This window comes from Nostoc sp. (assembly GCF_036916735.1).
In the GTDB taxonomy this organism is placed as follows: domain Bacteria; phylum Cyanobacteriota; class Cyanobacteriia; order Cyanobacteriales; family Nostocaceae; genus Nostoc.
Map to the genome: position 1 here is coordinate 1 of NZ_JBALFV010000119.1, position 26,917 is coordinate 26,917.

General features: G+C 40.5%; 22 protein-coding genes. 17 read left to right on the forward strand and 5 right to left on the reverse strand.

The genetic code is table 11. The annotated features are described in order from the left end of the window. Nucleotides 1-67: 67 nt before the first annotated feature. The 8 genes from V7L20_RS29020 to V7L20_RS29055 all read left to right on the forward strand — a co-directional run bounded on the left by V7L20_RS29020 (nt 68) and on the right by V7L20_RS29055 (nt 6,191). The gene (locus V7L20_RS29020) at nt 68-2,446 is read left to right on the forward strand and encodes a tetratricopeptide repeat protein (protein WP_334747397.1); all 2,379 of its coding nucleotides are present in this window, start codon (nt 68-70) and stop codon (nt 2,444-2,446) included. 52 nt (nt 2,447-2,498) lie between these two features. Then, a complete protein-coding gene (locus V7L20_RS29025) occupies nt 2,499-2,834 on the forward strand; it encodes a hypothetical protein (RefSeq protein WP_334747398.1) in 336 nt (111 codons plus the stop codon). Between the two features lie 16 nt (nt 2,835-2,850). Continuing rightward, nucleotides 2,851-3,213 (forward strand): DUF4288 domain-containing protein, encoded by a 363-nt coding sequence (locus V7L20_RS29030; protein ID WP_334747399.1) that lies wholly within the window; start codon nt 2,851-2,853, stop codon nt 3,211-3,213. Nucleotides 3,214-3,368: 155 nt separating this feature from the next. Then, nucleotides 3,369-3,689, forward strand: a complete 321-nt coding sequence (locus V7L20_RS29035; RefSeq protein ID WP_334747400.1) for a DUF433 domain-containing protein — start codon at nt 3,369-3,371, stop codon at nt 3,687-3,689. Beyond that, a complete protein-coding gene (locus V7L20_RS29040) occupies nt 3,686-4,033 on the forward strand; it encodes a DUF5615 family PIN-like protein (protein ID WP_334747401.1) in 348 nt (115 codons plus the stop codon). Before V7L20_RS29035 ends, V7L20_RS29040 begins: the two co-directional genes overlap by 4 nt. 161 nt (nt 4,034-4,194) lie before the next feature. Beyond that, the gene (bchM, locus tag V7L20_RS29045) at nt 4,195-4,881 is read left to right on the forward strand and encodes a magnesium protoporphyrin IX methyltransferase (protein WP_334747402.1); all 687 of its coding nucleotides are present in this window, start codon (nt 4,195-4,197) and stop codon (nt 4,879-4,881) included. 329 nt (nt 4,882-5,210) lie between these two features. Beyond that, nucleotides 5,211-5,696 carry a hypothetical protein gene (locus V7L20_RS29050; protein WP_334747403.1) on the forward strand — a complete coding sequence of 162 codons (486 nt, stop codon included), beginning with the start codon at nt 5,211-5,213 and terminating at the stop codon, nt 5,694-5,696. A gap of 114 nt (nt 5,697-5,810) precedes the next feature. Further along, nucleotides 5,811-6,191: a DUF423 domain-containing protein gene (locus V7L20_RS29055; protein ID WP_100900832.1), complete on the forward strand. Its 381-nt coding sequence runs from the start codon at nt 5,811-5,813 to the stop codon at nt 6,189-6,191. A 52-nt stretch (nt 6,192-6,243) separates the two neighbouring features. Here the strand turns inward: V7L20_RS29055 and V7L20_RS29060 are convergent, their stop codons facing one another. Then, nucleotides 6,244-6,660 carry a DNA polymerase beta superfamily protein gene (locus V7L20_RS29060; protein WP_334747404.1) on the reverse strand — a complete coding sequence of 139 codons (417 nt, stop codon included), beginning with the start codon at nt 6,658-6,660 and terminating at the stop codon, nt 6,244-6,246. A gap of 117 nt (nt 6,661-6,777) precedes the next feature. On the opposite strand from V7L20_RS29060, the gene V7L20_RS29065 reads away from it, so the two are divergent. The 3 genes from V7L20_RS29065 to V7L20_RS29075 all read left to right on the forward strand — a co-directional run bounded on the left by V7L20_RS29065 (nt 6,778) and on the right by V7L20_RS29075 (nt 11,521). Continuing rightward, nucleotides 6,778-9,204, forward strand: coding sequence for a GH116 family glycosyl hydrolase (locus tag V7L20_RS29065; RefSeq protein WP_334747405.1), 2,427 nt, complete (start codon nt 6,778-6,780; stop codon nt 9,202-9,204). A 1,592-nt stretch (nt 9,205-10,796) separates the two neighbouring features. After that, complete coding sequence (locus V7L20_RS29070; RefSeq protein WP_334747406.1) at nt 10,797-11,063, forward strand: hypothetical protein; 267 nt, start codon at nt 10,797-10,799, stop codon at nt 11,061-11,063. Nucleotides 11,064-11,233: 170 nt separating this feature from the next. Further along, nucleotides 11,234-11,521 (forward strand): HetP family heterocyst commitment protein, encoded by a 288-nt coding sequence (locus V7L20_RS29075; protein WP_334747407.1) that lies wholly within the window; start codon nt 11,234-11,236, stop codon nt 11,519-11,521. 1,328 nt (nt 11,522-12,849) lie between these two features. Here V7L20_RS29075 and rpe read toward each other — a convergent pair. Then, nucleotides 12,850-13,557 carry a ribulose-phosphate 3-epimerase gene (rpe, locus tag V7L20_RS29080; RefSeq protein WP_334747408.1) on the reverse strand — a complete coding sequence of 236 codons (708 nt, stop codon included), beginning with the start codon at nt 13,555-13,557 and terminating at the stop codon, nt 12,850-12,852. A 157-nt stretch (nt 13,558-13,714) separates the two neighbouring features. On the opposite strand from rpe, the gene V7L20_RS29085 reads away from it, so the two are divergent. Together V7L20_RS29085 and V7L20_RS29090 are read left to right on the forward strand one after the other, a co-directional pair. Then, nucleotides 13,715-15,310: a S8 family serine peptidase gene (locus tag V7L20_RS29085; RefSeq protein ID WP_334747409.1), complete on the forward strand. Its 1,596-nt coding sequence runs from the start codon at nt 13,715-13,717 to the stop codon at nt 15,308-15,310. A gap of 430 nt (nt 15,311-15,740) precedes the next feature. Next, entirely contained in the window at nt 15,741-17,072 is a 1,332-nt protein-coding gene (locus V7L20_RS29090) for a serpin family protein (RefSeq protein ID WP_334747410.1), read from the forward strand. Nucleotides 17,073-17,222: 150 nt separating this feature from the next. Here V7L20_RS29090 and V7L20_RS29095 read toward each other — a convergent pair whose 3' ends face one another. Next, the gene (locus V7L20_RS29095) at nt 17,223-18,398 is read right to left on the reverse strand and encodes an AI-2E family transporter (RefSeq protein WP_334747411.1); all 1,176 of its coding nucleotides are present in this window, start codon (nt 18,396-18,398) and stop codon (nt 17,223-17,225) included. Nucleotides 18,399-18,718: 320 nt separating this feature from the next. On the opposite strand from V7L20_RS29095, the gene V7L20_RS29100 reads away from it, so the two are divergent. Continuing rightward, entirely contained in the window at nt 18,719-19,081 is a 363-nt protein-coding gene (locus V7L20_RS29100; protein ID WP_442943654.1) for a hypothetical protein, read from the forward strand. A 286-nt stretch (nt 19,082-19,367) separates the two neighbouring features. Further along, the gene (locus tag V7L20_RS29105) at nt 19,368-20,786 is read left to right on the forward strand and encodes an LCP family protein (RefSeq protein ID WP_334747412.1); all 1,419 of its coding nucleotides are present in this window, start codon (nt 19,368-19,370) and stop codon (nt 20,784-20,786) included. 76 nt (nt 20,787-20,862) lie between these two features. Here the strand turns inward: V7L20_RS29105 and V7L20_RS29110 are convergent, their stop codons facing one another. After that, nucleotides 20,863-21,933: an anthranilate phosphoribosyltransferase family protein gene (locus tag V7L20_RS29110; protein WP_334747413.1), complete on the reverse strand. Its 1,071-nt coding sequence runs from the start codon at nt 21,931-21,933 to the stop codon at nt 20,863-20,865. An 815-nt stretch (nt 21,934-22,748) separates the two neighbouring features. Here V7L20_RS29110 and V7L20_RS29115 point away from each other — a divergent pair. Beyond that, nucleotides 22,749-23,369, forward strand: coding sequence for a DUF1003 domain-containing protein (locus tag V7L20_RS29115; protein WP_334747414.1), 621 nt, complete (start codon nt 22,749-22,751; stop codon nt 23,367-23,369). Between the two features lie 113 nt (nt 23,370-23,482). After that, nucleotides 23,483-24,961 (forward strand): alpha-amylase, encoded by a 1,479-nt coding sequence (locus V7L20_RS29120; RefSeq protein WP_334747415.1) that lies wholly within the window; start codon nt 23,483-23,485, stop codon nt 24,959-24,961. Nucleotides 24,962-25,208: 247 nt separating this feature from the next. Here the strand turns inward: V7L20_RS29120 and V7L20_RS29125 are convergent, their stop codons facing one another. Further along, nucleotides 25,209-26,153, reverse strand: coding sequence for a LysR family transcriptional regulator (locus tag V7L20_RS29125; RefSeq protein ID WP_334747416.1), 945 nt, complete (start codon nt 26,151-26,153; stop codon nt 25,209-25,211). Nucleotides 26,154-26,917: the final 764 nt, after the last annotated feature.

Genomic DNA, 26,917 nt, shown 5'->3' on the forward strand with positions numbered 1-26,917 from the left:
AATAATAAATATCACGGTGAATAAATTCACCGTTGGCGCTACATCCCTGGTCTGAAGACACAGGGTTTTGCGCCTATCAGCTTACTTATATAAAAATACTTTCCTAATTGGTATAGAAGGCATCGGTGGCACAGGTAAATCGATGCTAGCAGCTAAAATTTATGATGAAATTGCCAGTTTCCCCAAGCGATTTTGGGCTGATGTCAGTAATGGGGCAGGTTTTAGCGATTTAGCCCGCCAAGTCCTCAGTGAATTTGGCTTTCCGGTTCCAGAAGAAGAAGCGCAGTTAGTAGAGGCGCTAGTTGGGTGTTTACGTTCTGGGCAATTTTTACTCATCATTGACAACCTGGAGAGTTTATTACAACCTGATAGACAGTGGGGAAGTCTATTTTACGGCGACTTTTTCCAAGCATGGGTGGAACATGGCAGTAATAGTAAGGTGTTAGTCACCACCAGGGAAAGACCAGAATTAAAAGGCTTTGAGTGGCTAACCCTGAAAGGTTTGCAAGTAAATGAAGGCATAGCACTGTTAACTGTATTAGGCATTCGGGGAGATTTAACGCAGTTTGTGGAATTAGTAGATGGGCATCCTCTACTGTTGAAATTGGTAGCAGACTTATTAAATGAAGAATATTCACAAGACCCGGACTTAAGTAGGTTAGCAGATTTAGGCTTAGGGAATTTGCGGCAATTGTTGACAGATTCCCAAGTGGTAGGTATCCATCACCGGAAAAATGTGGGGATGGTGTTGGTGTTGGATGCCAGTTTTAATCGGTTGAATGAGTTACAAAAGGCGTTATTGCTGAATATTAGTGTTTATCGTGGTGCTGTTGATAGTGCGGCAGCCGTGGCAGTGTTGCCGGGAAGTTCAGCACCAGAGATTGAGGAAGAATTGAGGAATCTGGTTAAGCGTTCTTTGTTGGTAGACAAACTCAATGGTAAGCGGCGATTTGATTTTCAGCCCCTGATTTTGGAGTATGTGCGGTATCAGGCTGGCGATCAGAGTGAGGCGCATCAAAAAGCCATAGATTATTATCGCTCAATTGCTAAACAACCGCCTTGGAAAACAAAAAATGATGTTAAAGAATACTTGGAAATCTTTGATCACTTTTATCAGTTGCAAGATTATAACTCTGCCTTTGATAGTATTCGGATTTGCAATGATTTTTTAACCTTGCGGGGTTATTATGTAGACCAAGTAGAATTATATGGGCAATTGGTAAGTAAATGGGAAGAAATTGGCGCTAGAGAAAACAGGAATTATCAGGCTGCTCTGATTTTATTAGGCAATGCTTACAACTCCCTGGGACAGTACCAATGGGCGATTGAGTTCTTGCAGCAGTCTTTGGAAATATTTAGAGAGATAGGCGATCGCAATGGCGAAGCTAATTCCTTAATCAGTTTGGGCAATGCTTACAACTACCTGGGACAGTACCAACGGAAGATTGAGTTCTTGCAGCAGTCTTTGGAAATATTTAAGGAGATAGGCGATCGCAATGGCGAAGCTAATTCCTTAAACAATTTGGGCAATGCTTACGACTCCCTGGGACAGTACCAACAAGCGATTGAGTTCTTGCAGCAGTCTTTGGAAATATTTAAGGAGATAGGCGATCGCAATGGCGAAGCTAATTCCTTAATCAATTTGGGCAATGCTTACAACTCCCTGGGACAGTACCAACGGCCGATTGAGTTCTTGCAGCAGTCTTTGGAAATATTTAAGGAGATAGGCGATCGTAATGGCGAAGGTGCTTCCTTAATCGGTTTGGGCAATGCTTACAACTCCCTGGGACAGTACCAACAAGCGATTGAGCTCTTGCAGCAGTCTTTGGAAATCAAAAGGGAGATAGGCGATCGCAATGGCGAAGGTGCTTCCTTAATCGGTTTGGGCAATGCTTACAACTCCCTGGGACAGTACCAACGGGCGATTGAGTTCTTGCAGCAGTCTTTGGAAATATTTAAGGAGATAGGCGATAGCAATGGCGAAGGTGCTTCCTTAAACAATTTGGGCAATGCTTACAAGTCCCTGGGACAGTACCAACGGGCGATTGAGTTCTTCCAGCAGTCTTTGGAAATATTTAAGGAGATAGGCAATCGCAATGGCGAAGGTGCTTCCTTAATCGGTTTGGGCAATGCTTACAAGTCCCTGGGACAGTACCAACGGGCGATTGAGTTCTTGCAGCAGTCTTTGGAAATATTTAGGGAGATAGGCGATATTCGAGGGGAAGCGATCGCATGGTTTAAATTAGGTCTGTCATTAGAAAACGTCAATCGAGAATCAGACGCGCTGGGTGCTTATCGCAATGCCAGTGAACTATATCAAGCAATGGGACTTGATGCTGATGTACTAGATTGCAACAATGCAATTGAGCGTCTTTCTCAACCAAAAACGTCTGTAGTCTCTCGTCGTGGGTTTTGGCGTTGGATAGGCAGTTGGTTTCGGCGGTAATATTAATTCGCTATCTTATGAAAACGGAAATAGTCGGTTATTTTTTAACTATATGCTGCAAAAACCACTGGCTAGTCTGTTAACTATGGGATTGCTTGTGCAACCTATTGCTACTCACTCCCAGCCTTTAACCTATAATTACAACAATCCAAGTTTATTTCAACAATCCTTACTAATAAGCCAATTTAGACCAGGGGATAGTTGTGAAGCCAACGACAACTTAAGTTTGTTTGCTGATACTTTTATTAGTGTTTGCCGAAAAGCATCGATTAGGCGGGAGTTTCCCAGTGAGTTTATTAACTCTTCTTTAGAAAACATTAAAAAAAGCAAATCTGCTATTGGTAAAAAAGCTTGGAAGTTATTGAATGATAGTAGATTCAAAAAATAGCTGTGGAGAGCATAGTATGAAAACAAAAAGTGCAGATAAAGTAGAATCATTATACATTGCTATAATTCTCTACAAATCATCTTCAGATAAACCTGATTATCAACCTTTGTACCAAGAAAGCTTTGTTTTAGTTAAAGCCACTTCTTTACAAGAAGCAAAAGTAAAGGTTTTGAATCATGCGAAAAATGAAAGTGTCAGCTACACAAATGAAAATGGAGAAACTATTACTTGGTCTTTTGAGCAAGTGGTAGATATGAATTCAGTTTTGCACGATAACTTTGATTCATCTGAGGAGATTGTTGATTTATATACTCGACATTTTCGGAACTATGAGGCTTACCAATCATTTGAACCATTATTATCTCAAGAGCAACTTTAGGATTTACGCATTCTCTTATCGTGGGTTTTGATGTAAATAGAAAAAGTAGCTGTGGAGAACATAGGATGAAAACTGAAAGTGCAGATAAAGCAGAATCATTATACATTGCTATAATTTTATAAAAATCGTGTAACTTGGATAAATAAACAAAAATTATGATTCAAGCAACAACTACTGAGTATAAACATATTTTAGTTAATGAAGACAATATTCCTTTTATTAAAGGAACATCTATGAAAGTTGTCGAATTAATTACTTCTATTCATGTTTATGGTTGTAGTCCAGAAGAATTACATTTTCAATATCCACATTTAAGCATGAGCCAGATTTATTCTGCTTTAGCTTATTATTGGGAACATAAAGAAGAAATTGATGCTGATATGCAGCAACGTTTTGAGTATGCGGAAAGATTACGTTTAGAAACAGGAGAATCTCCATTAGCAAAAAGACTTCGTGCAAAAGGATTAATTAAATGAGCGTTGCTCTTTATATTGATGAGAATGTGCATCGAGGAATTACAGATGGATTACGGATTCGGGGTGCAGACGTATTAACAGTACAAGAAGATGGGCAAACTAGCTTTCCTGATCCTCTTATACTTGACCGTGCGACAGAACTTGAGCGTGTTTTGTTTTCCCAAAATGACGATTTTCTGGCTGAAGCCAACCATCGTCAAGACAAACAAATAAATTTTGCTGGTGTTATTTATGCTCATAAACTCAGAGTTACTGTTAGCGATTGTGTTCATGATTTAGAAATTATTGCTAAAACCGCCTATCTTGAAGAATTAAGAAATCGTGTTCAATACTTACCTTTGTAAGACTCGTAAAGAACATGAATTGCTCTTGTCGATTCCCATCACTGACCCAAAAGCGATCGCAATTATTTTTACTTTATATCTATAAAAATCTGGAAGACCGTTCTTATGGGTTCCTATCAATGATAATTTTAAGCATTGGGAACCCCTAAAAATCAAAATTTATGAACGCAGCCGACGATAAAACGATTGTTCGTGAGTATTTCAATTCCACAGGGTTTGACCGTTGGAAGCGAATCTACGGCGATGGCGAAGTTAACAAAGTCCAACTAGACATCCGCAATGGACATCAGCAAACCGTGGATACAGTTTTCGGCTGGCTGAAGGCTGATAACAATTTATCAGAGCTATCAATCTGCGATGCTGGGTGTGGTGTCGGTAGTCTCAGCATCCCCCTAGCGGTAGATGGTGCCAAAGTCTATGCCACTGATATTTCTGAAAAAATGGTAGAAGAAGGCAAGGATAGAGCCAAGCAAACCTTGCCAAATGCTGAAAATCCCACTTTTGCCGTGCAGGATTTGGAATCGTTAAGTGGTAGTTACCATACTGTTATTTGCTTAGATGTTCTCATCCACTACCCCCAAGAAAAAGCCGATGAGATGATTTCTCACCTCTGTTCTTTAGCACAGTCGCGGATAATTCTCAGTTTTGCGCCGAAGACTTGTGCCCTCAGCATACTCAAGAAAATTGGCAGTTTCTTTCCCGGGCCAAGTAAAGCGACTCGTGCATATTTGCATCGTGAGGCTGATGTGATGAGAATTTTAGAAAGTAATGGTTTTTCATTGCAACGAAAAGCAATGACGAAGACTCGTTTCTATTTTTCCCGCCTACTTGAAGCTACACGTAAATAAAGTTAAAATCGCAGCAAGATAAATGCTATAACTTTGCTGCGATTTGAAATCTTAAGACTTAACACTGGTAAGTATTCTATTACAGCGATGCCTACGGCGGGCTATGCCTACGCTCTGATTGGAAGCATGAACAATTATTCTAGCGATCGCACAGCCATATTTAAGTAATAAAGGCAACATCTGTATAGAGCTTTAAAACCTAGAGCAATTCAAGCAGAGATTGTTGAAGCAGGAATTACGCGACTTTGAGTCGTGTGAGGTTCAAATATTGGAACCTTTGCGAAAGTCAGGTTAAAATCGCTAGCAAAGTGTAAATCTAAAGTGTAACTATGAAAACTGCTGAAAAATTGGCCGCAGCTTGGCTACTGACAATGGGATTCATGCTTGTAACTATATCAGCAGCAGAGGTATTTAATAAAACTACTACGGAAAAATCAATCACGCTATCCTTAAATTGGGATGGTTCGGTTGATTTCCCACAAACAGATACTCCTGTAATTGATGATACTACCGTAGAACGTTTAATTTTTGGCATTCCTAGCCTAACACTGGGCACATGGTTAGCTTTGGGATTATACCGTCAAAGCCGACAGGAGAAAAAGGCGTTTAATCAACAAGTTAGCGATCGCTTGCAATCGATTTTTTATGAGATGCTACAAAAAAATCATGGGCGTGTAACTGTTTTAGGATTTGCCATGCAGTCACAATTACCCGCAGCCCATGCTAGGCAATATTTAGATGAAAAAGCTAAAGAATTCAATGCAAACTTTAAGGTGAACGAAGAAGGAACTATATCATATCATTTTGATGTCTAATTGTCATTTGTCCTTTGTTATTTGTCCTTCGTTATTAACTAATGACTAATGACCAATGACTAATTACTAATGACTAATGACTAATGACTAACAATCAACTTACGGCTAAGTCTAATGACGCAGATTTTTTTGAGCGTAGCTGCCATTTTAGGCGGCTTGTCAGTTGCTGCTGGTGCTTTTGCTTCCCATGCATTGCGAGAAAAAATTAGTGAGCGATCGCTAGAAATTTTTGAAACTGGCGCTCGTTACCAAATGTATCATGCTCTAGCACTTTTTCTCGTAGCACTACTAATTAGTCGCACCGAATTTCCTCAACCCACTCTCGTAGCTAGTGGATGGCTGTTCATCATTGGCATTGCTATTTTCTCAGGAAGCTTGTACGCCCTTAGCTTAACCGGTATTAAATCTTTAGGAGCGATCGCACCACTAGGCGGCGCAGCATTTCTTGCTGGTTGGGGTACTTTAGCTTTTGCCGCTTGGACTTTGAAGTTGTAAAGTAACAAAAATACTTTTCTAAAAACAACATTATGAATTATGAGTTTTTCACTCATAATTCATAGCTCTTCGTTCTCAAGCTTACCAACAAATTATGCAAATCTGCATTCATTAAAGGTACTTCAGGTAATGGGCTAGATTCATATACCTCCTGCAACTTATTACGCAGGCGTTCATATTCTATTTGATGAAAAGCTACATTAACATTTGACAAAATAGACTTTTCCGCACCTGCTAACTTTTGGGCAATTAAATCAGGAATATATGGTAAATTAAAAAACTCATTCAGCTTAATTAAATTAGCTTCAATTATCCCTGTTTGGCTCAGATGAATTCCAGTCAAGAGAACTCGATAAACATAAAGTAATGGCTTGATTCGATGCGTCTCTTCTTGAATAAAAAGTTTCCATTGTGTTGCAGCACAACCAAGATAGTGGTAACTATTCTTAAGATTAACGCTTATACCCAACAAATTTGGGCTTTATCTTCTTAAGTTGACGCCAATGGGTAATGCCCATGCCCCTTGAGAAAAATCACGCATCGCGCTAGTCTTCATGGACGTAACTCTACGCTGTAACATTAGGCGATGATAAATCAACTCTCTTTGAAAATTCCCTCTTGCACTTGGAGCCGTCCTATTGGCTTAGGCTGGGACAAACCTTATACTGTCCGCTACGCAAGTAATATCGATGATGGCCCTTGGCATGGTATGCCTTTGGGTGGCTTTGGTGCAGGTTGCATCGGTCGTTCTTCACGGGGAGATTTTAACCTGTGGCACATCGATGGCGGTGAACATACTTTCAAAAACGTTCCCGCTTGTCAATTCAGTGTATTTGAATCCAATAGCACATTTTCCCAAGCCTACGCTCTATCTACGCAAGCGCCCAATGATGGAACTCTCAAAGCTTGGCAATGGTATCCAACAACTCCCAGTACAGAGGGAACAGGCAATTATCACGCGCTATACCCACGTAGCTGGTTTGTGTATGAAAATGTCTTTCAAGCACAGTTGACTTGTGAACAATTTTCCCCAATCTGGGCAGGTAATTACCAAGAAACTAGTTATCCTGTGGCAATATTCCTCTGGAATGCCCACAACCCTACAGATGTAGCCATTACTCTTAGCATTATGCTCACTTGGCAAAATATGGTGGGCTGGTTCACAAACGCTGTAAAATCCCCTCAAGTGCGGGTACGCGATGATGGTAGTCCGGTTTACGAATACCAACCGCGCTGGGGCGAAAGTCAAGGAAACTACAACCAGATAGTTGAAAATACACAACAGTTTGGCTGTGTTTTAGGTCGGCTTGGTAGTGATCAACCTTTGCAAGAAGGTGACGGAACCTGGTGTATTGCGACGCTGAAGCAGCCCCAGGCGGAAGTATTTTACCACAGCCGATGGAATCCTGAAGGAATCGGTGATGAGGTGTGGCAAAGCTTTGCTGAAGATGGTTCCTTGCCTAATTATCTAGATACGACAGCAACAAATAATACACAATTAGGGGCTGCGATGGCACTCCGTTTTACTCTCCAACCAGGCGAAACTCTCGAAATCCCCTTTGTCCTCGCTTGGGATTTGCCGATTACAGAATTTGCCGCCGGAGTCAACTATTATCGCAGATATACAGATTTTTTTGGTAAAAGTGGAAACAACGCTTGGGCGATCGCATCGACTGCCCTAGAAGAATACCAAACCTGGCGATCGCAAATTCAAACTTGGCAAAAACCGATTCTCGACCGGGAAGATTTACCCAACTGGTTTAAAATGGCTCTATTTAATGAGCTTTATGACCTTACTAGTGGCGGTACTCTCTGGAGTGCAGCATCTGAACTTGACCCCATCGGTCAGTTTGCGGTGTTGGAATGCTTAGATTACCGTTGGTATGAAAGTCTAGATGTGCGATTATACGGCTCTTTTGCCCTACTGATGCTATTTCCAGAACTAGAAAAGTCGGTAATGAGGGCATTTGCAAGGGCGATTCCTCAAGGTGATGATACACCCCGGATAATTGGCTATTACATGACAATTAAGGCAGAAAGCCCGATCGCAGTTCGCAAAGTCACAGGTGCAACACCCCACGATTTAGGCGCACCGAATGAACACGTCTGGGAGAAAACCAACTACACCAGCTATCAAGACTGCAATTTGTGGAAAGATTTGGGTAGTGATTTTGTCTTGCAAGTATACCGTGATTTTCTGCTCACTGGTGCTGACGATGTAGAATTCTTAGCAGATTGTTGGAATGCGATCGTTCAAACCCTCGATTACCTGAAAACTTTTGACCTTGATGGCGATGGGATTCCCGAAAATTCTGGTGCGCCTGACCAAACCTTTGATGATTGGCGATTAGAGGGTGTCAGCGCCTATTGTGGAGGGTTATGGTTAGCGGCGCTAGAGGCTGCGATCGCAATTAGCGATATTTTATTAACTCACAACCTTGGCGATCTTAGCGTCTTCTCTGCGAGACGCTGCGCGATGGCGGTTCAAAAATCCATTTATGAAACCTGGTTACAACAATCTCTTCCTATTTACCAAGAAAAACTTTGGAATGGGCAATATTACAAACTTGATAGTGAAAGTGGTTCCGATGTAGTGATGGCAGATCAATTGTGCGGACAATTCTACGCTCGTCTGTTGGACTTACCAGACATTGTACCGAGCGATCGCGCTCTCTGTGCCCTAAAAACTGTTTATGAGGCGTGCTTTTTAAAATTCTGCAATGGTGAGTTTGGTGCTGCTAATGGTGTTCGTCCTGATGGTTCACCAGAAAACCCCAAAGCTACTCATCCCCTAGAAGTCTGGACAGGGATAAACTTTGGCCTGGCGGCTTTTCTTGTGCAGATGGGAATGAAAGATGAAGCGTTTAGATTGACGCAAGCTGTGGTGCAGCAAATTTATGACAATGGTCTGCAATTTCGCACCCCTGAAGCTATCACCGCATCTGGTACTTTCCGCGCTAGCACTTACTTACGGGCAATGGCAATTTGGGGCATTTACTTAGTTATTAATTGAAGCAACAAACATAAAGACACACAGCTATCATGCATGTCAACTCAAGGTTAAAGCCAATCTAGAACAGGCTTTTATCACAATACGCTTGGGTTAAGCATTTTCTCATTCTCTCTATGTATTCTTTGCCTCTGTGGTTAGTAAAAAAAATTGACTTTAACAAAGAGTTTTAACCTTAACCCAAGTGTATTGGTCTTTATTTAAGAAAGCAGAATCTAGATTTGTGATTGTATTTTCAAGTATTTCCGGAAGCAAAAGAAAATTTCAGTAATGGTAAGAGTTGAAGCGTTAAGAATTCAAGACTACTCTATGCCGATTATATCTTTGTTTTAGAATAAAGTATTCTTGTTCAGTAAGGCACTGATCGCAAACTTATAAAAATTGGTAGCTTTTACTAGCATTTACCCAATTGCCACAGCATCCGTAATCTCACCTTTATAAAAGTTTTAAATATTAAGACATATATAGGACTACTATTTTATTTTTTAAATCCAAGTAGGGTGTTTTAACGATAGCGTAACGTACCAAAATATTATAATGGTGCATTATGCTTTTTTAATAAACTTTACAAGACTAGTTATTTTCAAAAAGAATTTACATGATTATAAAAGTTACTATTGAATAATTTTAACACCATTGTGTGTTAATTATATCTGTTAGTTAACTTTACTTTATTATTAATATTTTTAATACTTTATCTACTTAATCTGCTAATTTTTTATTAACAATTATTGGGATTTTTTCAATTAATAATAAAAATATTTATTTTTATTATTAATAACCAACATTTCTCACTATTATGCTATTTATTACTAACTTATAATTATGAAATAATTCACGATTAATTTATAGTAATTTTATTTAAATAGGCTAAATTGTATTTCTTGTAAATTAAGAAACCTCTGAGAAATAAATATAATTATCTAGTTGAACTTATTAAAAAATATGTTCAATCCTATAGCTGCAAACGTTTTTTATTTTTGCTATTTAAATTTCACTATTTTTAGAAGTTGTTTTACATCATAGTTAATGGTAGTATTCTGTAGTGACTCGACCATAATAAAGGGTTTAAATTAAGATTGTGTGGGGGGTCATACCCCTCATGAATTAGTAAAGGAGGACAAAATTAAAAGTTGCACAATCCGCAAGTACGTATCTAAATACATTCAGTAAATTTAGCTTAAAAATCTACTAAATTAGTAGATGACATTAACGACATAAAGTAGTATAAATACGACTTGCGTTGTTAAAGCTCAAAGATAAATAAATTTTCCCCACTACTCAAAAAATATGGAAATTTGCCGGAAAATGCCTAATTAAGCAGTAGTAAGAAATACAGGCGTTTTAATAGAGAAAGTTAATTGAATTAGGAGTTGATAAAGTTTCAGAGGACAAAACTGCATCTACCAAGAGCGACATCGAGACTTTTGTCCTACCAGTCAGATGAGAAGACAAAAGATAAATTTTTACCTTTGACTTACTAACAAGCTATAAGCATAGTTTCCTCAATTCATTGGAGGGAATCTGGATAGTTAGGACTGAGCAGGCAACAAACTTGATTAAAAACTTGATTGTTTTTAATCAAACGTTAGTTCATGAAAAAAATCATCAGGTCAAATGCAGTCGAAACCTCAAGCCAAGGGGACAGTTCAGGAATGAATCTAGATAATTTGTATCCCTACTACGAGCTAGCTCTTGCCGAAACTAGTTTACTAGAGGAGTTATCAGCCAAAATTACTAAAACTCTGCTCAATAACACCAAGGTAAAGCTTAAACAGCAGAGAAGTTTCAGCCTGTATCTTTACCATTCAAAGCTACGAGAGCCATTCAGAGTTTGGGAAAATTATGTACGCGTTTGTTGATTAATAGATTTTTATAACTTGTCAACATTTAACACCCCCAAATTGCTGATAATTACCTGAAAGCGATTTAACAGCTGCAAAAAGGTTAGTGCAGTTTGTAATCCTCAATTGAAACATCAATAATCGCAAAAATTTAACTAGTTTACTTCATCTCAAGATAACTAAACACTATGATGAATCAAGACATTGCTGGTATTAGTAGTAACTTAGATACAACAGTCAAGGCTCAACAATTCGATAAAGTAGTTGAAGCAATTATTGCTGGAAAGTACTCCTGGGCATGTGTTTTAATGCTACGTTTTGCTGGTTATAATCCTCTCCATTACATTCCTTACCGTACCTACAATCGATTGCTCAAAGAAAACTCTCAAACCAACCGAACAAAACAACAGCAAAGTGAAAATCTAAAAATGCTGAAAGATTCAAGACCTGCTTATCTTGAAGTGGTTGGAAAGTAAAAAATAGAAATCCGTGGTGGTAGTTTAGACCAGAGATTGGGACAGTCAATTAACGAACATCAATCAAGGAAATTGCCATTAAAATCAGAAGCTAACCAAGATATAGAACTCTGATTTGATTTTTGAAAACATACTGAGACTGAAAAGCCCGTTTATCAAAAAAGGCAGAGGGCAGAAGGCAGAAGGGAAAATCCCTTTTCCTGAATGCCTGAACCCTCGCTTGCGACCAAAGGGAGCCAGGGGTTTAAGACCCTCACCAAATTTTTAATTTGGTGGCTCCCGTTCAGGAGGGGTCTGAATCCCCAACGGAGGTGGAACCTTCTGCCCTCTGCCTCCTGCCTTCTGCCTTCTTCAACAGGGTTTTATCTAAAATCTTGTTTAGAAATCACACAGGAGTCCTATATTTCCTTGAAACGCTGTGGAGTGAATTAAAAACAATTTGGAATTCACAGATTCTGCCCTAGAGTTGATTGAGTGTCTGAGAGCCTACTATGCTAATTTACAATTTTTAGTATGGTAGGTTTTTTATAGCAGCGATTAACTAAGAATTCAGCACTCAAGAGTTATAAGTCAAAATTTAAAAGGAATACGGTACATCTGGAAATTTATGTATGAAGTATTCTTCTGACTGCTGAATTCTTATTACGTGATTAATTTTATATTTTTTTGTAAAAACCTGCCAAAATGGCAAATATATACTGATGATATTGATAAAATAATAACAACTACAACTTCAACTAAAATAGAGGTGATTGGCGGCAAAGAGTTAATTTTAATAAATAAAATCAATGAGTAGTTCTGACTATGAAATCAATCAAACTGATTACAAAAGTAGTCAGCGTTTCATAGAGTAAATAACTCCTATACCAAGACCAACGATACAACCGTTGCTACTGGTGGTTCTTTTTCTGAGGAAGTCTCTGCAAAGAGAATTTGGGGAGGTGGATTCCCCCAATCCAAATTTTACATAGCTTTCATCGACTGCAGACGATGGGAGTAATGCTAATAAAACTTTATATCCTATGGTTGGTGTTGCTTTAGTTAATAAAGCAAACGCTTAACACCAACAACAGGAACAGAAACAGAAAAGTTACGGTAAAATCGTTGTCGTGGCTGGTAGAACTATTAGGTCATACGCTTCTCTTTCGACTATTGTAATCCTAGTCCTCCCAACCTGGATTATCTCTGCTTTCTAAATTTTCAATTTATATAGAAACAACTGGAAGTTCAAAATTTGAATAGCTTCCAGTTTTTTATGTGTAAATAAAAACAAGGTGAGCAATTTGCCCACCCTACTTTTTGTAAAGAATGGTTAATCTAAGAATAAATTAAACTTTAGCTAATTCTGGAGTAGGACGCTTGCTGTTGCGAATTGATGTAATAGCCTCAGCATAATCCTTAGCGTTAAATACAGCTGAACCAGCGACAATCGCATTAGCTCCGGCTTCTAAAACTTGCCAGGTATTATTTGCCTTTAGTCCACCATCCACTTCAATCCAGGGGTCAAGACCGCGTTCATCACACATTTGACGCAGCTTACGGATTTTGGGTAATACACCAGGGATAAAACTTTGACCACCAAAACCAGGGTTGACGCTCATAATTAGTACTAAATCGCACAAATCTAGAACGTATTCAATTAGCTCTAGAGGGCTACCAGGATTAAGTACAACTCCAGCTTTCTTACCAAGCTCTTTAATTTGCCCCAAGGTGCGGTGTAGGTGTGGAGAAGCATTATGCTCGCAGTGTACAGTGATATGATCAGCACCCGCCTTAGCAAATCCTTCTACATACTTTTCTGGTTCCACAATCATCAAGTGGACGTCTAGTGGCTTAGTCGTAATCGGACGAATCGCCTCCACAATCAGAGGGCCTATCGTAATATTGGGTACAAAACGACCGTCCATTACATCAACATGAATCCAATCTGCTCCAGCCGCGTCTATGGCGCGAATTTCATCACCCAGACGACTAAAATCGGCTGATAGGATAGATGGAGCAATTACAATGGGCTTTTGAGATCGGTTTTGGGTCATGGCTAGTGGGTTTTAAGCGTCCTCGTCTGTACGCATTGTAACAAAACATTGAGCAAGACTCATAATTTTGATCCCAGATTTTTTGGGAGTGGGGAGTGGTGAAGAATAATAACTTCTAACTCTTGACCAATGACTAATGACTAATGACTAATAACAAATGACTAAAAAACTAACCTGGATAATTTTGGGATTAAGTGCTTCTTGTCTAAGTGCGCCAGTAATTGCTTCGGCTTTAGAATCTGCTCTAGGAACTAATGGCATTGATGCTCTGAGGTTACACCAAGCTCCTTATAATTTAATCGGTCGTAAGATTGCTATTGGTCAAGTGGAAATTGGCCGGCCTGGAATGTTTGGGTGGGATAAGGCGGTGTCTAAAAATCGTGCTATATCTTTAGCGGCGGTGTTCTTACGCAATGGGCCAGCTAAATCAAATAGTGGTGTTGACTCCCACGCTTATAATGTCGCTGGAATGATGGTGAGCCAAGACAAGGCTTTGCCGGGAGTTGCTCCGGGAGCGCGACTGTATTCGTCTGCAGTGGGTTCCACTAAAACTATGGGTCAGCCAGAAGAGTGCTTATCAGCCCAGTACGTAGCCCTACAAAATGGTGGTGATGTCCGTGCCATTAACTTTAGCTTTGGTGAACCTTTGAACCGCGATCCTAGACCAGAGGCTACTTTAGACGGTAATGCTTTATTAACTTTATGTGTTGACTGGTCTAGTCGCGTTCATGATGTTTTGTATGCGATCGCAGGTAATCAAGGTAAGGGTGGTATTCCGATTCCTACTGATAATTTTAACGGAATAAACGTGGCTTTTTCATCCCGCCGAGGGGGAGTTTTTAATAAAGTAGATGTGGCTAATCTGGCGGGTGCTAACCAAGGAGTGAGCGGAAGGCTAGCTGGAAAGGAATTTAATCTTGATGACCGTCGTGCTATTAGTTTAGTTGCTCCTGGGAATAACATTCCTTTACTCAATCCAGATGGCAAAGTGAACAAGGTTACAGGTACCAGTTTTGCAGCGCCTCAAGTTACGGCTAGTGTTGCTCTGTTGCAAGAATTTGCTGACCGACAGATACGGACAAAACAACCACACTGGAGCATTGATGCTCGCCATCATCAAGTAATGAAAGCTGTATTGCTGAATTCAGCAGATAAAATCCAAGATAGCGGTGATGGCTTGCTGTTGGGAATGAGCCGGACACTAATTGATAAAAAAAATCAAAACTGGCTAGATTCTGATGCTTATAAAGATCCAAAGATTCCCTTGGATGCCCAAATGGGAGCGGGTCATTTAAATGTATTTCGCGCTTATCAGCAATTTAGTAGTGGTCAATGGCAGCCATCAACGGCTGTACCTGCCATTGGTTGGGATTATCGCACAGTCAATACTGGAACGTCTATTGACTATATATTAGCAAAACCGTTAAAGCAAGGGAGTTTTGTTGCTGTTACTCTAAGTTGGGATCGATTGGTAGAACTCAACGATAACAATAAAAACCAGCAATATGACGTAGGCGAAAATTTCCGCGATCGCGGTTTGAATAATCTCGACTTATACTTAGTAAAAGCTGATGCCCAAAATTCAGATGCTGGTGCTGTTTGCTCCTCAATCAGCCAAATCGATAGTGTAGAACATATTTTCTGCCCGATTGCTGCTGCTGGCAATTACAAAATCCGCGTCCAGTTTCGTCAAAAGTTAAATGAAGTGACTCAACCCTATAGTTTAGCTTGGTGGAGTGTACCTATTAATTGAAACAAAGCAGTACAACTGTTATCTGTGTCAACCTTACGGCGTTTTTCATCACCACACTCCCCTGTAAGGTAGCACAGCCGTGTGTCACTAAGAAAGCTTGGTATTTCGTGAACTGAAAAGCGTGATTTTATCTTTAAAAACCAAGAGCGCTGGTTATTTTGTGATTAGGTAGTCTAAAATACTTTTTATAGATAAATAGAAAAACTCCGAAAAATCGAGATTTTTCATAATTCGTCTGCATAGCCGCCTCAATTAGTCATTAGCAACTCTAATAAGTTGTGTTTAATTACTCTGAGCTACTAACTTGCTGTTACAGAAACTGTAACAGTCCCATTTTTCTATTGGAGCAAATGCAATAGTTAATCATTGACACAGTGTCTGCGTCAAACATGAGTACAGATTGGGAATCTTTGGCAAGTGAGGTGGTAAGATGAATCCGCAGAAATATAGTAGTATGAGAGAAAATTTCATGCAAAGACGTTACGGTGTTAGTCTGGGCAGACGCTATGCTATGGCAGCCGCAAGTGTTGTTTTATGCAGTGTATTAGGCTATTCTCAAGTTGATAGTAATAAAAGTGCCCTTGCCCAATCTGGTTTACCTCAGCCAGAAACTCCATTGCAAAAAAAAACACTTAAGACTGATACCCAAATTGTTGAGTCTAGCAATAAGTTTGGCTTCAAACTGTTTTCAGAAGTTCTGAAAAAGGATCGGGATCAGAAGAATGTTTTTATCTCACCTTCGAGTGTTGCGATCGCTTTAGCTATGACCTACAACGGCGCTAGCGGCACGACTCAATTAGCGATCGCAAAAACTCTGGAATTACAGGGGCTGAATCTAGCAGATATCAACTCTTCTTACGCGGCGACATTAAAGCAGCTTTTAGACAATTCTGATCCGAAAGTACAACTGAAGATTGCTAACTCACTTTGGGCAAAGCAAAATTTTAGCTTTCAGCCAGACTTTATCCAAAGAATACAGTATTTTTATAAAGCTAAAGTCAGCAATTTAAATTTTCAAGATTCCAAAGCGCCTAGTATTATCAATAACTGGGTAAAAGAGAATACTAATGGCAAAATTGATCAGATAATTGAAAAAATTGAACCAAGTCAGGTGTTGTTTTTAATTAATGCCATATATTTCAAAGGTAAATGGAGCAAAGAATTTGATAAAAGTCAAACTGCTCAATACCCTTTTTATACTACATCTGGCAAGCCAAAACAACACCCGATGATGTCACAAAGTGGTGACTATAGATACTATGAAAGCAAACAGTTTCAGGCAGTTAGTTTACCTTACGGCAAAGATGGTAAATTCAGCTTTTATATTTTCCTGCCGAAACAGAACTCTAACCTGAAAGCCTTCTATCAAAACTTGAGTATTGAGAACTGGGATAAATGGATAACTCAGTTCAGCAAACAAAAAGGGTTTATTCGCTTACCCCGCTTTAAAAATGAGTATGATGTTACTCTCAATGATGCCTTAAAAACTTTAGGTATGGAAGAGGCTTTCACCAGCAAAGCCAATTTTTCCGGCATGGGTAAAAATCTTAGCATCAGCGAAGTTAAGCATAAAACTTTTGTTGAAGTGAACGAAGAAGGCACGGAAGCAGCTGCGGCTACTTCAGTGGGTATAACACTAACAAGTTCTATTTCTATAGAGCGACCATTCGAGATGATTGTTGACCGTCCCTTCTTCTGTGCCATTAGGGATAATCAGACGGGAAGGGTTTTGTTTATGGGTTCCATCATTGACCCACAATGAGCAGGCAGGAGGAAGAAAGGTACAAACCAAGCCGAATTGTGGGCAAAAACTTAGAATCATTCTTTTCGAGATGCACAGCATGAGAAAAGATACGTCATTGCTCAAACCTCTCCCATGAAGGGGAGAGGTTTCCTCCTGCCTTGTGCCTGCTTAAGGTAATGTCGCTTCAGAAATACTCAGAGTGTTTTTAGCGTCAGCTTTCGAGGACTGGTTTGCTGCAATGGGTGCAGTTATTTCCCCAGTGGTGCTGTCGTCTGTCTCGCTGCTTAGGCTCCCAGGACGCAAGGCGCTTAAAGCAGTCTTAATTACAACAGCTGTGGGTACTGCCACAATTACACCCAACAATCCGCCAATTCTTGCCCCTGTCAATACTGAAATTAAAACCCAAACTGGATTTAAACCAGTAAAGCTGCCTAAAATTCGGGGGGCAATTAAGTTTTCGAGAATTTGCTGTACAATAACTGCTGCTATCAAGACTCTCACACCCATTGAAAAATCTTGCAGCGCTACCAATAGTGTAGTCAGGGCGATACCTACAGAACCGCCAAAGGGGACGAGAGCCATCAAACCAATAGTTAGGCCAAATAGTAGACCAAATGGCACTTTCAGCCACAAAAAGGTAGGAATCAGGGCTGATGCCATACAGGTAGATAAAATTAGCTGGGTGATAAAGAAATTTTGGAAGCTTAGACGGACTGTTTTGGAAAAAGGATCGCGAAATTTATTAGGTAGCCATTCCACTAAACTTTGCCACAGTTCACCCCCATGCTGTAAAAGGTAGAAAGTCAAAACTATCGTCAAGAGAATATCTAGCAGACTAGTGACTGTAACTACTGCCAAATTTAAAACTTGTCCAGCGATCGCTTGCAATTGTCCCTTGACGCGATCGTTGATTTGCACTACCAGAGCATCGAGGTTAATTGGTAAACCATAAGTCTCAGCTTTTTCGTTTAATATCATTAACTGAGAGCGTCCAGAGTCGATTAACTCTGGCAAACGAGCCACCAGTTGTTGAGCTTGGGTAAGGGCTAATGGAAAAAGTGTCACACCCAAGGCTAATAAAATCGATAAAGCCAAGAGAAATACTAAAATAGCGACTTGCTCTCGCCTAGCACCATGATGCTCCATCCAGCTCACGGGGTAGTTGAGCAGAAATGCTAGCACTGAGGCTCCAACTAAAATGACTATGAGAGAATGGAAATAATTAAAAAATACCGAAAGTGCCCAACCATTAAGAACTAGTAGCGGCAAGAATAACGCGATCGCCCCGATTCGCGCTATTGGTGTGAATGTTTGCCACCAGTCGAGTAGCTTGCGTGTCTGCATTTTAAGCTGATTGCTGGATAGAACTAAATAAAATCTTTCTTTACAGATTATTATCTCTAACTATATGAGTCTTATTCATCCTTTTAGTTCAGGAGTTAGACTAAACCCAAATGGAAAATTTTGAACCGAAAGAGAATGGGGACTGGGGACTAGAAACTAGGAACACTTCTCTACGAGAGGCTGCGCCAACGACAAGCTCAGTGCATCGCTGGGGACTGGGGGAAGAAGAGGGACAAGAGGGACAAGGAAAAATTATTCAAGAAGTCTCTCCTTTGTCTGCTTCCAATCCCCAGTACCCAATCCCTAGTACCCAATCCCCAATACCCAATGTCCAATATCCAATACCCAAAACACAGTTGCTTTTATATTTGATTCCAATCATCGGTTTTTTTCCGTCCTTGTGGACTCTCTATCGGGGCCAAGGAAGTCGGGAACAACTTGCTATTAGTCGTCTGTCTATTACTTTGGCGCTTACTTGGCTGTTGGGATATCTATTATTAGCTACCAAAGCAGCAACTTCAGATTTTTTTCCGCTACGTCTTTTTATCCTGAATAGCTTTCTCACATCAGGTTACTTTTTAGTAAGTTTCTGGTTGATTTTGCGCCTAATACAGGGCAAATCTGGGCGTTTACCAGGGTTTACTACTTTAGCCGAACGAGTACTAGGAAAGTACTTATCTTAATTTTTTCGGGTGAGATATTTTCAGTAATTTTACTTATTTCCTAAAAAATTACTGTTGATTTATCTATATATCTAGTCAAATCCAGTTTATTATTGCCATACTTCAGTAAAACATCTCTAGGTTGGCCCAAAAGAAGGAAAAATGCTGCTATAAGTGTTGTTGTTGACACTACATTAAAAAAATTAGCACTGATAATTAATAGTTAGTTATTATGGGTTGATTTGTTTGGATGTTTTTAGTTTGCAAATTTACCGAATTTGATTATTGAGTAAGTGTGAGGAAATCTGTGACCATTCAAAGAAGTTCGGCGGAAGAAAACCAGTCGGGAAAAGCCTCAAAGTCCAGTAAAAGAATTCCCCTTTCCCATAACTCGAAATCCGGGCGTTGGCTATGGTTTTGGGTAGGTATGGGTGGGATTGCAATGGTATCGGCAACAGCAGGGGCGCTTTTGGCGGTGTCTTTGACCAGTACGCCTTTGCAACAAGCCCAGCTAAGTCCACAGGATGAGGCGGTCTTTGATAGCGATCGCATTTCTGGAGGTGTACTACGATTTTCAGAATTAACTCGCTCGGTTAATCTCTTGATTATGGGCATGAGCGTACTTCCCCCAGATATCCAAAATCCTCCAGAAGAAACCAAAAACCTCAAATACCTGCCCCAAGTCAACTCCTTTGATGGTCTCTCGGATGTAATGCTCTTGCTCAAATTTGATCCAGAGACGAAAAAAATAATTATGCTCTCCATTCCCAGAGATACCCGCACAGAAATAGAGGGGTATGGGGTGAAAAAAATTAATGCCGCCAATGTTGACGGTGGGCCAGCTTTAACTGCCAGAACCGTCAGTAATCTCTTAGGTGGCGCGGGAATTGATCGCTATATCCGAATTAACGTTTTGGGAGTTGCCAAGCTAATCGATGCTTTGGGTGGCGTGAGTGTTTATGTCCCCAAAGATATGAAGTACCAAGATGATTCTCAGCATTTATACATCAATTTGAAGGCAGGTAAGCAGCATCTTAATGGCGATCAGGCATTGCAATTGCTGCGGTTTCGCCATGACGAACTCGGAGATATTGGTCGGATTCAACGGCAGCAAATGGTTATTCGTGCCTTGATGGATCAAACACTTAACCCAGCTACTGTAACTCAATTACCTAAAGTTCTGGATGTAGTTAAAGACCACATTGATACCAACTTGACGGTTGAAGAGTTAGTGGCGCTAATGGGTTTTGGGGTACGAACAAATCGCTCTAATATGCAAATGTTAATGCTGCCAGGTCGCTTTAGTGAGAAAGGCGAGTTTGATGCTAGCTATTGGTTGCCCAACAAAGATGGTATTGCCAAACTGATGGCTCAACACTTCGGTTTGGAGTCAGAACAGGAGCAGCAGGCGAGTACGACTGACCCACGCTCTTTACGGGTAGCAATTCAAGATAGTACAGGTGGCGATCGCTCTAACCTGCGACCATTAATTAGAACCTTGGAAAAATCTGGATATCGCAACATCTATGTAGCTAAGGCATGGGGTGAACCTCTAGAAGTGACTCATATTGTCGCCCAGCAAGGAGATGGTGAGAGTGCCGAATCAATTCGTAACACTTTGGGGTTTGGCGAAGTGCGTGTAGAAAGTACTGGCAACCTTGGTTCAGATATCAGTATTCAAGTAGGTCAGGACTGGTTGCAACAAAAATCTATTTTGGAGAAGTAGCTAAGAAAATAATTTGTAATTGGTAATTCGTAATTCGTAATTCTTAATTAATTACGAATTATTTTTACTGAACTGTTTATACTGGTACAAATGCTGCTGAGAGTGAATTTATTAACTGGCTGAGTTCTTGGAGTTTTGCTGCTATTGCACCATTGGTTAATAATTCTTCTGCCTTAGCTAAACCCTCTGGCATGTCTGAACAAATACCACTCTGCCATAGGTAAAATCCACCATTCCACAAGGCTGTTTGCATTAGTTCGCCTGGTTCACCTGCCAAAACCTTTTGAATATCCGCCACCAGTTCTTCAGTAGTTGCAAGGGGTACGTTCTTGGTACTAAAGCCGTAATCACGCGGTACGAGGTGCAATCGTTCCACCTCTTGGGATGGTAGGGATGAAGATAAGCTGATAATCGCACTGCGATCGCGCGGTAAATCACAACTACCTTCTAATCCTTTCACTAATGTAAATTTTGTGACTCCTCGTAATCCCAAAGCTATCTGAAACATCCCTTCTGTCGGCGGATGCACAAACCCAGCAATTACGTGAGCATTACCGACACAAGGACACCAGATTAGCTCCATTGTTGCTAATGGCGGACGTTTGCCAATTTGGTCGCGGTACTCCCAAATACTGTTAGTTAAGGGAAAATGCTGAGGTAGATAAATAAAGCCGATTCCTGTTTGCTCAAACACTTGCTGGGTTTTTGCTAGTGGTAGAGTAGTCCAATCAACTCCTAAACGCTGCCAAATATCTATTAAAGGTAATCCATACTTAGTTGGGAGGCGATCGCCACCGTGCATTATCACTGGTTGTCCAACTGCGGCGAGTAGTAAAGCTGTTACCGGACTAATTGGTGCTGTGCGTGTTCTGCCATCATAAGGGATGCCAAAAGCGATCACTGGTCGTTCAGAGACAACTTGCAGTTTTGGTCCGAGTTCATCATAAGCATCCAACATTCCTGCTAACTCTTCCCCCGTGGGGCGCTTGATTCGATGAGCAATCAAAAACGCTCCGATTTGGGCTGGTGTAGCTTCACTCAGCAGCATCATTTTAGTAGCGGTGGCTGCTTGGGTGCGAGTTAAATTCTCGCTTGTATGATTTCCACTACCTACTTTTTGCAGGAATTCCCTAAATACATTGCTCATTTATCCTTTGTCTCCGTTCGCGTAGTGTCTCTCTTAAGAGAAGTTCAGATCGCCAAAAGCCAGCGCTCCGACTTCTCATTTGTCCACTGTCATTTCTCCATTGTCCTTTGTAGAAAATAACTATGACACTTAAAGTAAACCAAAAAGTTTTTCTCTAAAGAGCAATGCCTGCGGTGAGCCACGCCTACGCTAGAGACTTCCAAATAAAATAGAACTTATGCAAAAAGTGCTAAAAAGCTTAATTTATCGAACCGCCTTCTCTACCAGAGGCTTCCGCCAACGCGCAGCGTCTCGTTAGAGAAGAACGCCAAGAATCGTAGAGTTTACGTAAGTCCTATAAAAAATAAATTCCCATCGCTTTTAGGGAAGGGGAGCAGGGAGCTTTCTACCTGGATTTCTCACAAGTGAGAAATCCAAGGGGTGTGGGAGGTGTGGGAGGTGTGGGAGGATGGGGAAGAAGTCTTACCCCCCACACTCCCCACACCCCACACTCCTCTTCCTCCTCTGCTTACACTTTTGTGAGAAATCCGGGTTCTAGCAGGGGGAGAAGAGAGTCGTTTTTATTCGGTGAAATTAGATAATTTATTTTTTGGAGTTTTTCTAATTAAATTTACGTAGATTAAAGTTTTAGATATTACTTATAATCTAATTATGAAAAATTTAAAAAAATGAAATGATGAAATTAATATGTACTAGATTAATACATTATAAGTAAATCACGATGTAACAAAATTTTCAGCCTTTTGAGATCCATTTACTGACAGTATTAGAAGATAAGCAATAATCGAATAACATCTACATTCAGGAGTTGCTGCATGACACAAAAAACAGACACAGCCAACAAATACTTCACAGGTACTAACAAACTTAAAGAAAAAGCTTCTCGAAATCAAGTTATCACGGCTCCATTACCAGACCCGATTTCAAAAAATATTGAAGCGATTATTTCACTTCATACCCAGGAAGTTCGAGAGATTCCCGTCCACCAGAGGATACTAGAAGCGATCGCTACATTCTTTGGGCGATCGATATTTCTGTATAGTTTGCTAGTCATACTAGCTATCTGGATTTTTAGCAGTTTTTTTGATCGCTTTTTGCCATTCAATCTGCCCCCGTTTAGCTGGTCAGGTCAAGGCTTAGACGCAGCTGCATTGGTGATCTCAACTGGAGTCCTGGTACGACAAACTCGCCAAGAAAACTTTGCCGAACAACGGGCGCAATTGATGCTACAGCTTAACCTGCTCTCCGAGCAAAAAATTGCCAAGATTATTGCTCTATTAGAAGAACTCCGCACCGATTTGCCTAATGTTATAAATCGGCATGATTCTGAAGCTGAATTGATGCAGGAACCGACTGACCCGATCGCGGTATTGGAAGCACTCCAGAAAAACCTAGCTGAAGAACTATCATCCACACAAGAAAACAATATAAGTTGATCGCAGTTTATTAATAGATTTTTGTTTCTATTTAGACACAAAAAATAAAACTTAATGTATAGTTTTCGTGTCATGAATCACAATTTATCGTAAATTTTACTACAGGGATACACATGGCTCAACTGAATGGTGTAATGATGCAGTACTTCCATTGGTATATCCCTCCAGATGGCAATCTTTGGAATGAGTTTAAAGATAAAGTCAAAGACTTAGCTGATGCAGGTGTTACATCTGTTTGGTTACCCCCAGCTTACAAAGGAACAACAGGTGGCTTCGATGTCGGCTACAGTGTCTATGATATGTACGATTTAGGCGAGTTTGACCAGAAAGGCTCGGTTCGGACAAAGTACGGCACAAAAGACGAATATATCGCTGCTGTCAAGGCGGCAAAAGCTGCTGGCGTTCGAGTCTATGCTGATGTTGTCTTGAACCATAAGTTAGGTGCAGACGAACCCGAAGAGGTGGAAGCAACGCCTTATAATCCAGACGATCGCAACCAGCCCATTGGTGAAATGCAAAAGATTAAAGTCTGGACTCACTTTACCTTCCCAGGTCGCCAGGGCAAATACTCTGATATGGAATGGCACTGGTGGCACTTCGACGCAGTTGATTACAATATTTACAACGAAGGTGAAAACGCAGTTTATCTGTTCAAAGATAAACATTTTGACGATAACGTTGACCTAGAAAAAGGCGCTTTCGACTATCTCATGGGATGCGATCTGGATATGGAGAGTCCAGAAGTGCGCGAGGAGTTGAATCGCTGGGGTGAATGGTTTGTAGAAACCACTGATATAGATGGCTTTCGTTTTGATGCCGTTAAACACGTTAGGGCTGGCTTTTTCCCAGAATGGCTGGTTCACTGTCGCCAAAAGGCAGGTCGCGATCTCTTTGCCGTTGGTGAATATTGGTCTTATGAAGTTGAAGCGCTGCACCATTTCCTTAACATTACCGGTGGTGATGTGATGTTGTTTGATGCGCCATTGCACTATAACTTTAGCGCTGCCAGCAAACAAGGCAATGATTACGATATGCGGCAGATATTTGATAATACTTTGGTGCAACAGCAACCTGCTTTAGCCGTCACCTTAGTAGACAATCACGATTCTCAACCCTTGCAGTCGTTGGAGTCTGTAGTAGAAAGCTGGTTTAAACCGTTAGCTTATGCGTTGATTCTACTGCGAAGTGAAGGTTATCCCTGTATCTTCTATGCCGATTACTATGGTGCTAATTACAAGGATAAAGGCCCTGATGGCAATGAGTATGAGATTTGGCTCGATAGTCATCAATGGATAATTGATAAATTTTTGCACGCTCGTCAAACCTATGCTTATGGCGACCAATACGATTACTTCGACCACGCTAATACAATCGGCTGGACACGCTTAGGAGATGAAGAACATCCTGGCGGTATGGCGGTTGTTCTGAGTAATGGAGGAGAAGGGACTAAGTGGATGGAAGTTGGGCAACCCAACAGGACTTACATTGATATCACCGAACATATTAGCGAACCCATTACAACGAATGATGAGGGCTGGGCTGATTTTCAATGCAATGCTGGTTCCGTTTCTGTATGGGTTCCACAGTCCTAGTCGGGGTTTTAGTAGCATTCATGCAGAAAGTTACGCACTTAACAAACTTTGTCTAAAAGAGAACTTAGGCAGTACTTTCTGAATAAGCCACAATTCTTTTCTTCTGTGACAAAGCAATTGGACATTGCCTAAAATGAGCCAATTTAGGCAATGTTTAATAACTACTCTTCACAATCATCAGGGTTTTGAGTTTTTCTATATATCTATATAAGAAAAGATAAAAGATAAAACTTTTTAGTTTACTGACTTAAGAAGCCGATCGCTGCTGGTCAATCTGTAATGGCATATTTTCGCGCACGAGTTGCCAAAAGTGCTTAATGGGGGGAATTTGCAGTCGGTCTTGAGTTGTGACCATAACTACCCGACGAGTCAAACTGGAATCTCCTAAACCACCAGTACTATTGCTAGCTAAAGAACGAATCGCTAGGGTAGGGTCAAGACGAGCTTCGACTAATGCTGATTGAGGTAGCAAAGCTATCAGTTCTCCTTGGCGCACTACTCCCCGGAAGGCATCTAGGGTATTTACCTCTAAAGCCGCTTGGAGTGTAGCTTCCATTCGCTCAAATTTATCTTGTATTAAGCGCTGCATCCCATAACCATCTTTAAAAACCACTTGAGGATAACGAATTAGCTCCGACCAAGGAACGCATTCATATTGGGCTAGTGGATGATTGGCTGCGGTAAGAACTTCTATCGGTTCATCATAAAGTACTTCTACCACCATTTCTCTACCAGTGGTTAAAAAGCGATTATTCATCACAATTGCTAAATCTACTAATCCATCTTTGAGGACTTTGAGGGCGCGATCGCTTCCTAATGAAGTCACCCGCAATTGCACATCTGGATAATCATGGCAAAATTTTTGTAACACTGGGGGTAAGTAAGATCCACAAAGGGAGTGAATCGCGGCAATGCAAAGTTCTGGCTGTTTTCCGGAGATTAAATTAGCTAATTCTTCTGTAGCTGTCTGCCATTCTTGGCAAATTTTGCGGGCACGGGGTAGTAAACATTCACCAGCCAGTGTTAATTTTGCCTGACTAGTTCTGTGAAACAGTTCTATACCTAAATCTGCTTCTAATGCCTGGATTTGGCGACTAATCGTCGATTGCGTAACACCTGATCTTCGCGCTGCTTGTTGAAAGCTGCCGATTTGGGCGATCGCTAGAAAGGCTTGCAACTGCTCTAGGCGCATTTTTATGTAGCCTGAATTACATTTATCAGTTTCATTAACTTAACGGTTTTTTATCTGCAATTCAGTAGAGTTTGTTACAAGTATTTTCTTCTGTTTTATACAAATGTCAATCAGGTTTTACTGTCTTCATCGTCAATTTTGCGGTTTTTATGTAATTCTTTGGCATTTTTCGCCAAAAAGTACTTAACTATTTCCCTCTTAAATGTGTCAATTTTCAGATAAAATTTTTAATTAATCACATCATAGGGTTTGAGCAACAGTTTTCTGTGTAAACTCAAGTCAATCGAATATGTTTGTTTGTTATACCGTATAACTTCTTAATAGGGTGCATCCCAGTTTTTATTTTTTAATGAGAAAATAATTGTCATTGCGAACGCGAGTGCGTCTCGTAGAAAGGAGGAAAGACAAACGCAAGAGCGTGTTGCAGACAAGCAATTGCATGGACTCGCTTTGAGTTGGAGGATTTTGTGATTGCTTCTCTTCGAGATGCTTTGCGAACGCTTCGCTCGCAATGACATGCAAAAAAGTGGGATGCTCCCTCTTAATAGGACTACAATCATTTACAATACGCTTGCTGACTATAGGCAACGACTAAGATTTCTCTAAACCTAGATACACCAATGATAATGTAGCGGCTTTCTCTAATGGAATGATCACAATCAGGAAAGGTTATCCCTCTTTTGTTACTTTGGGGAGAGTATAATCAGGAAGGAAACCGGAAATAGTAATTAGTAGGGATGGTTACGCCACGCAGAGAAGCAGTA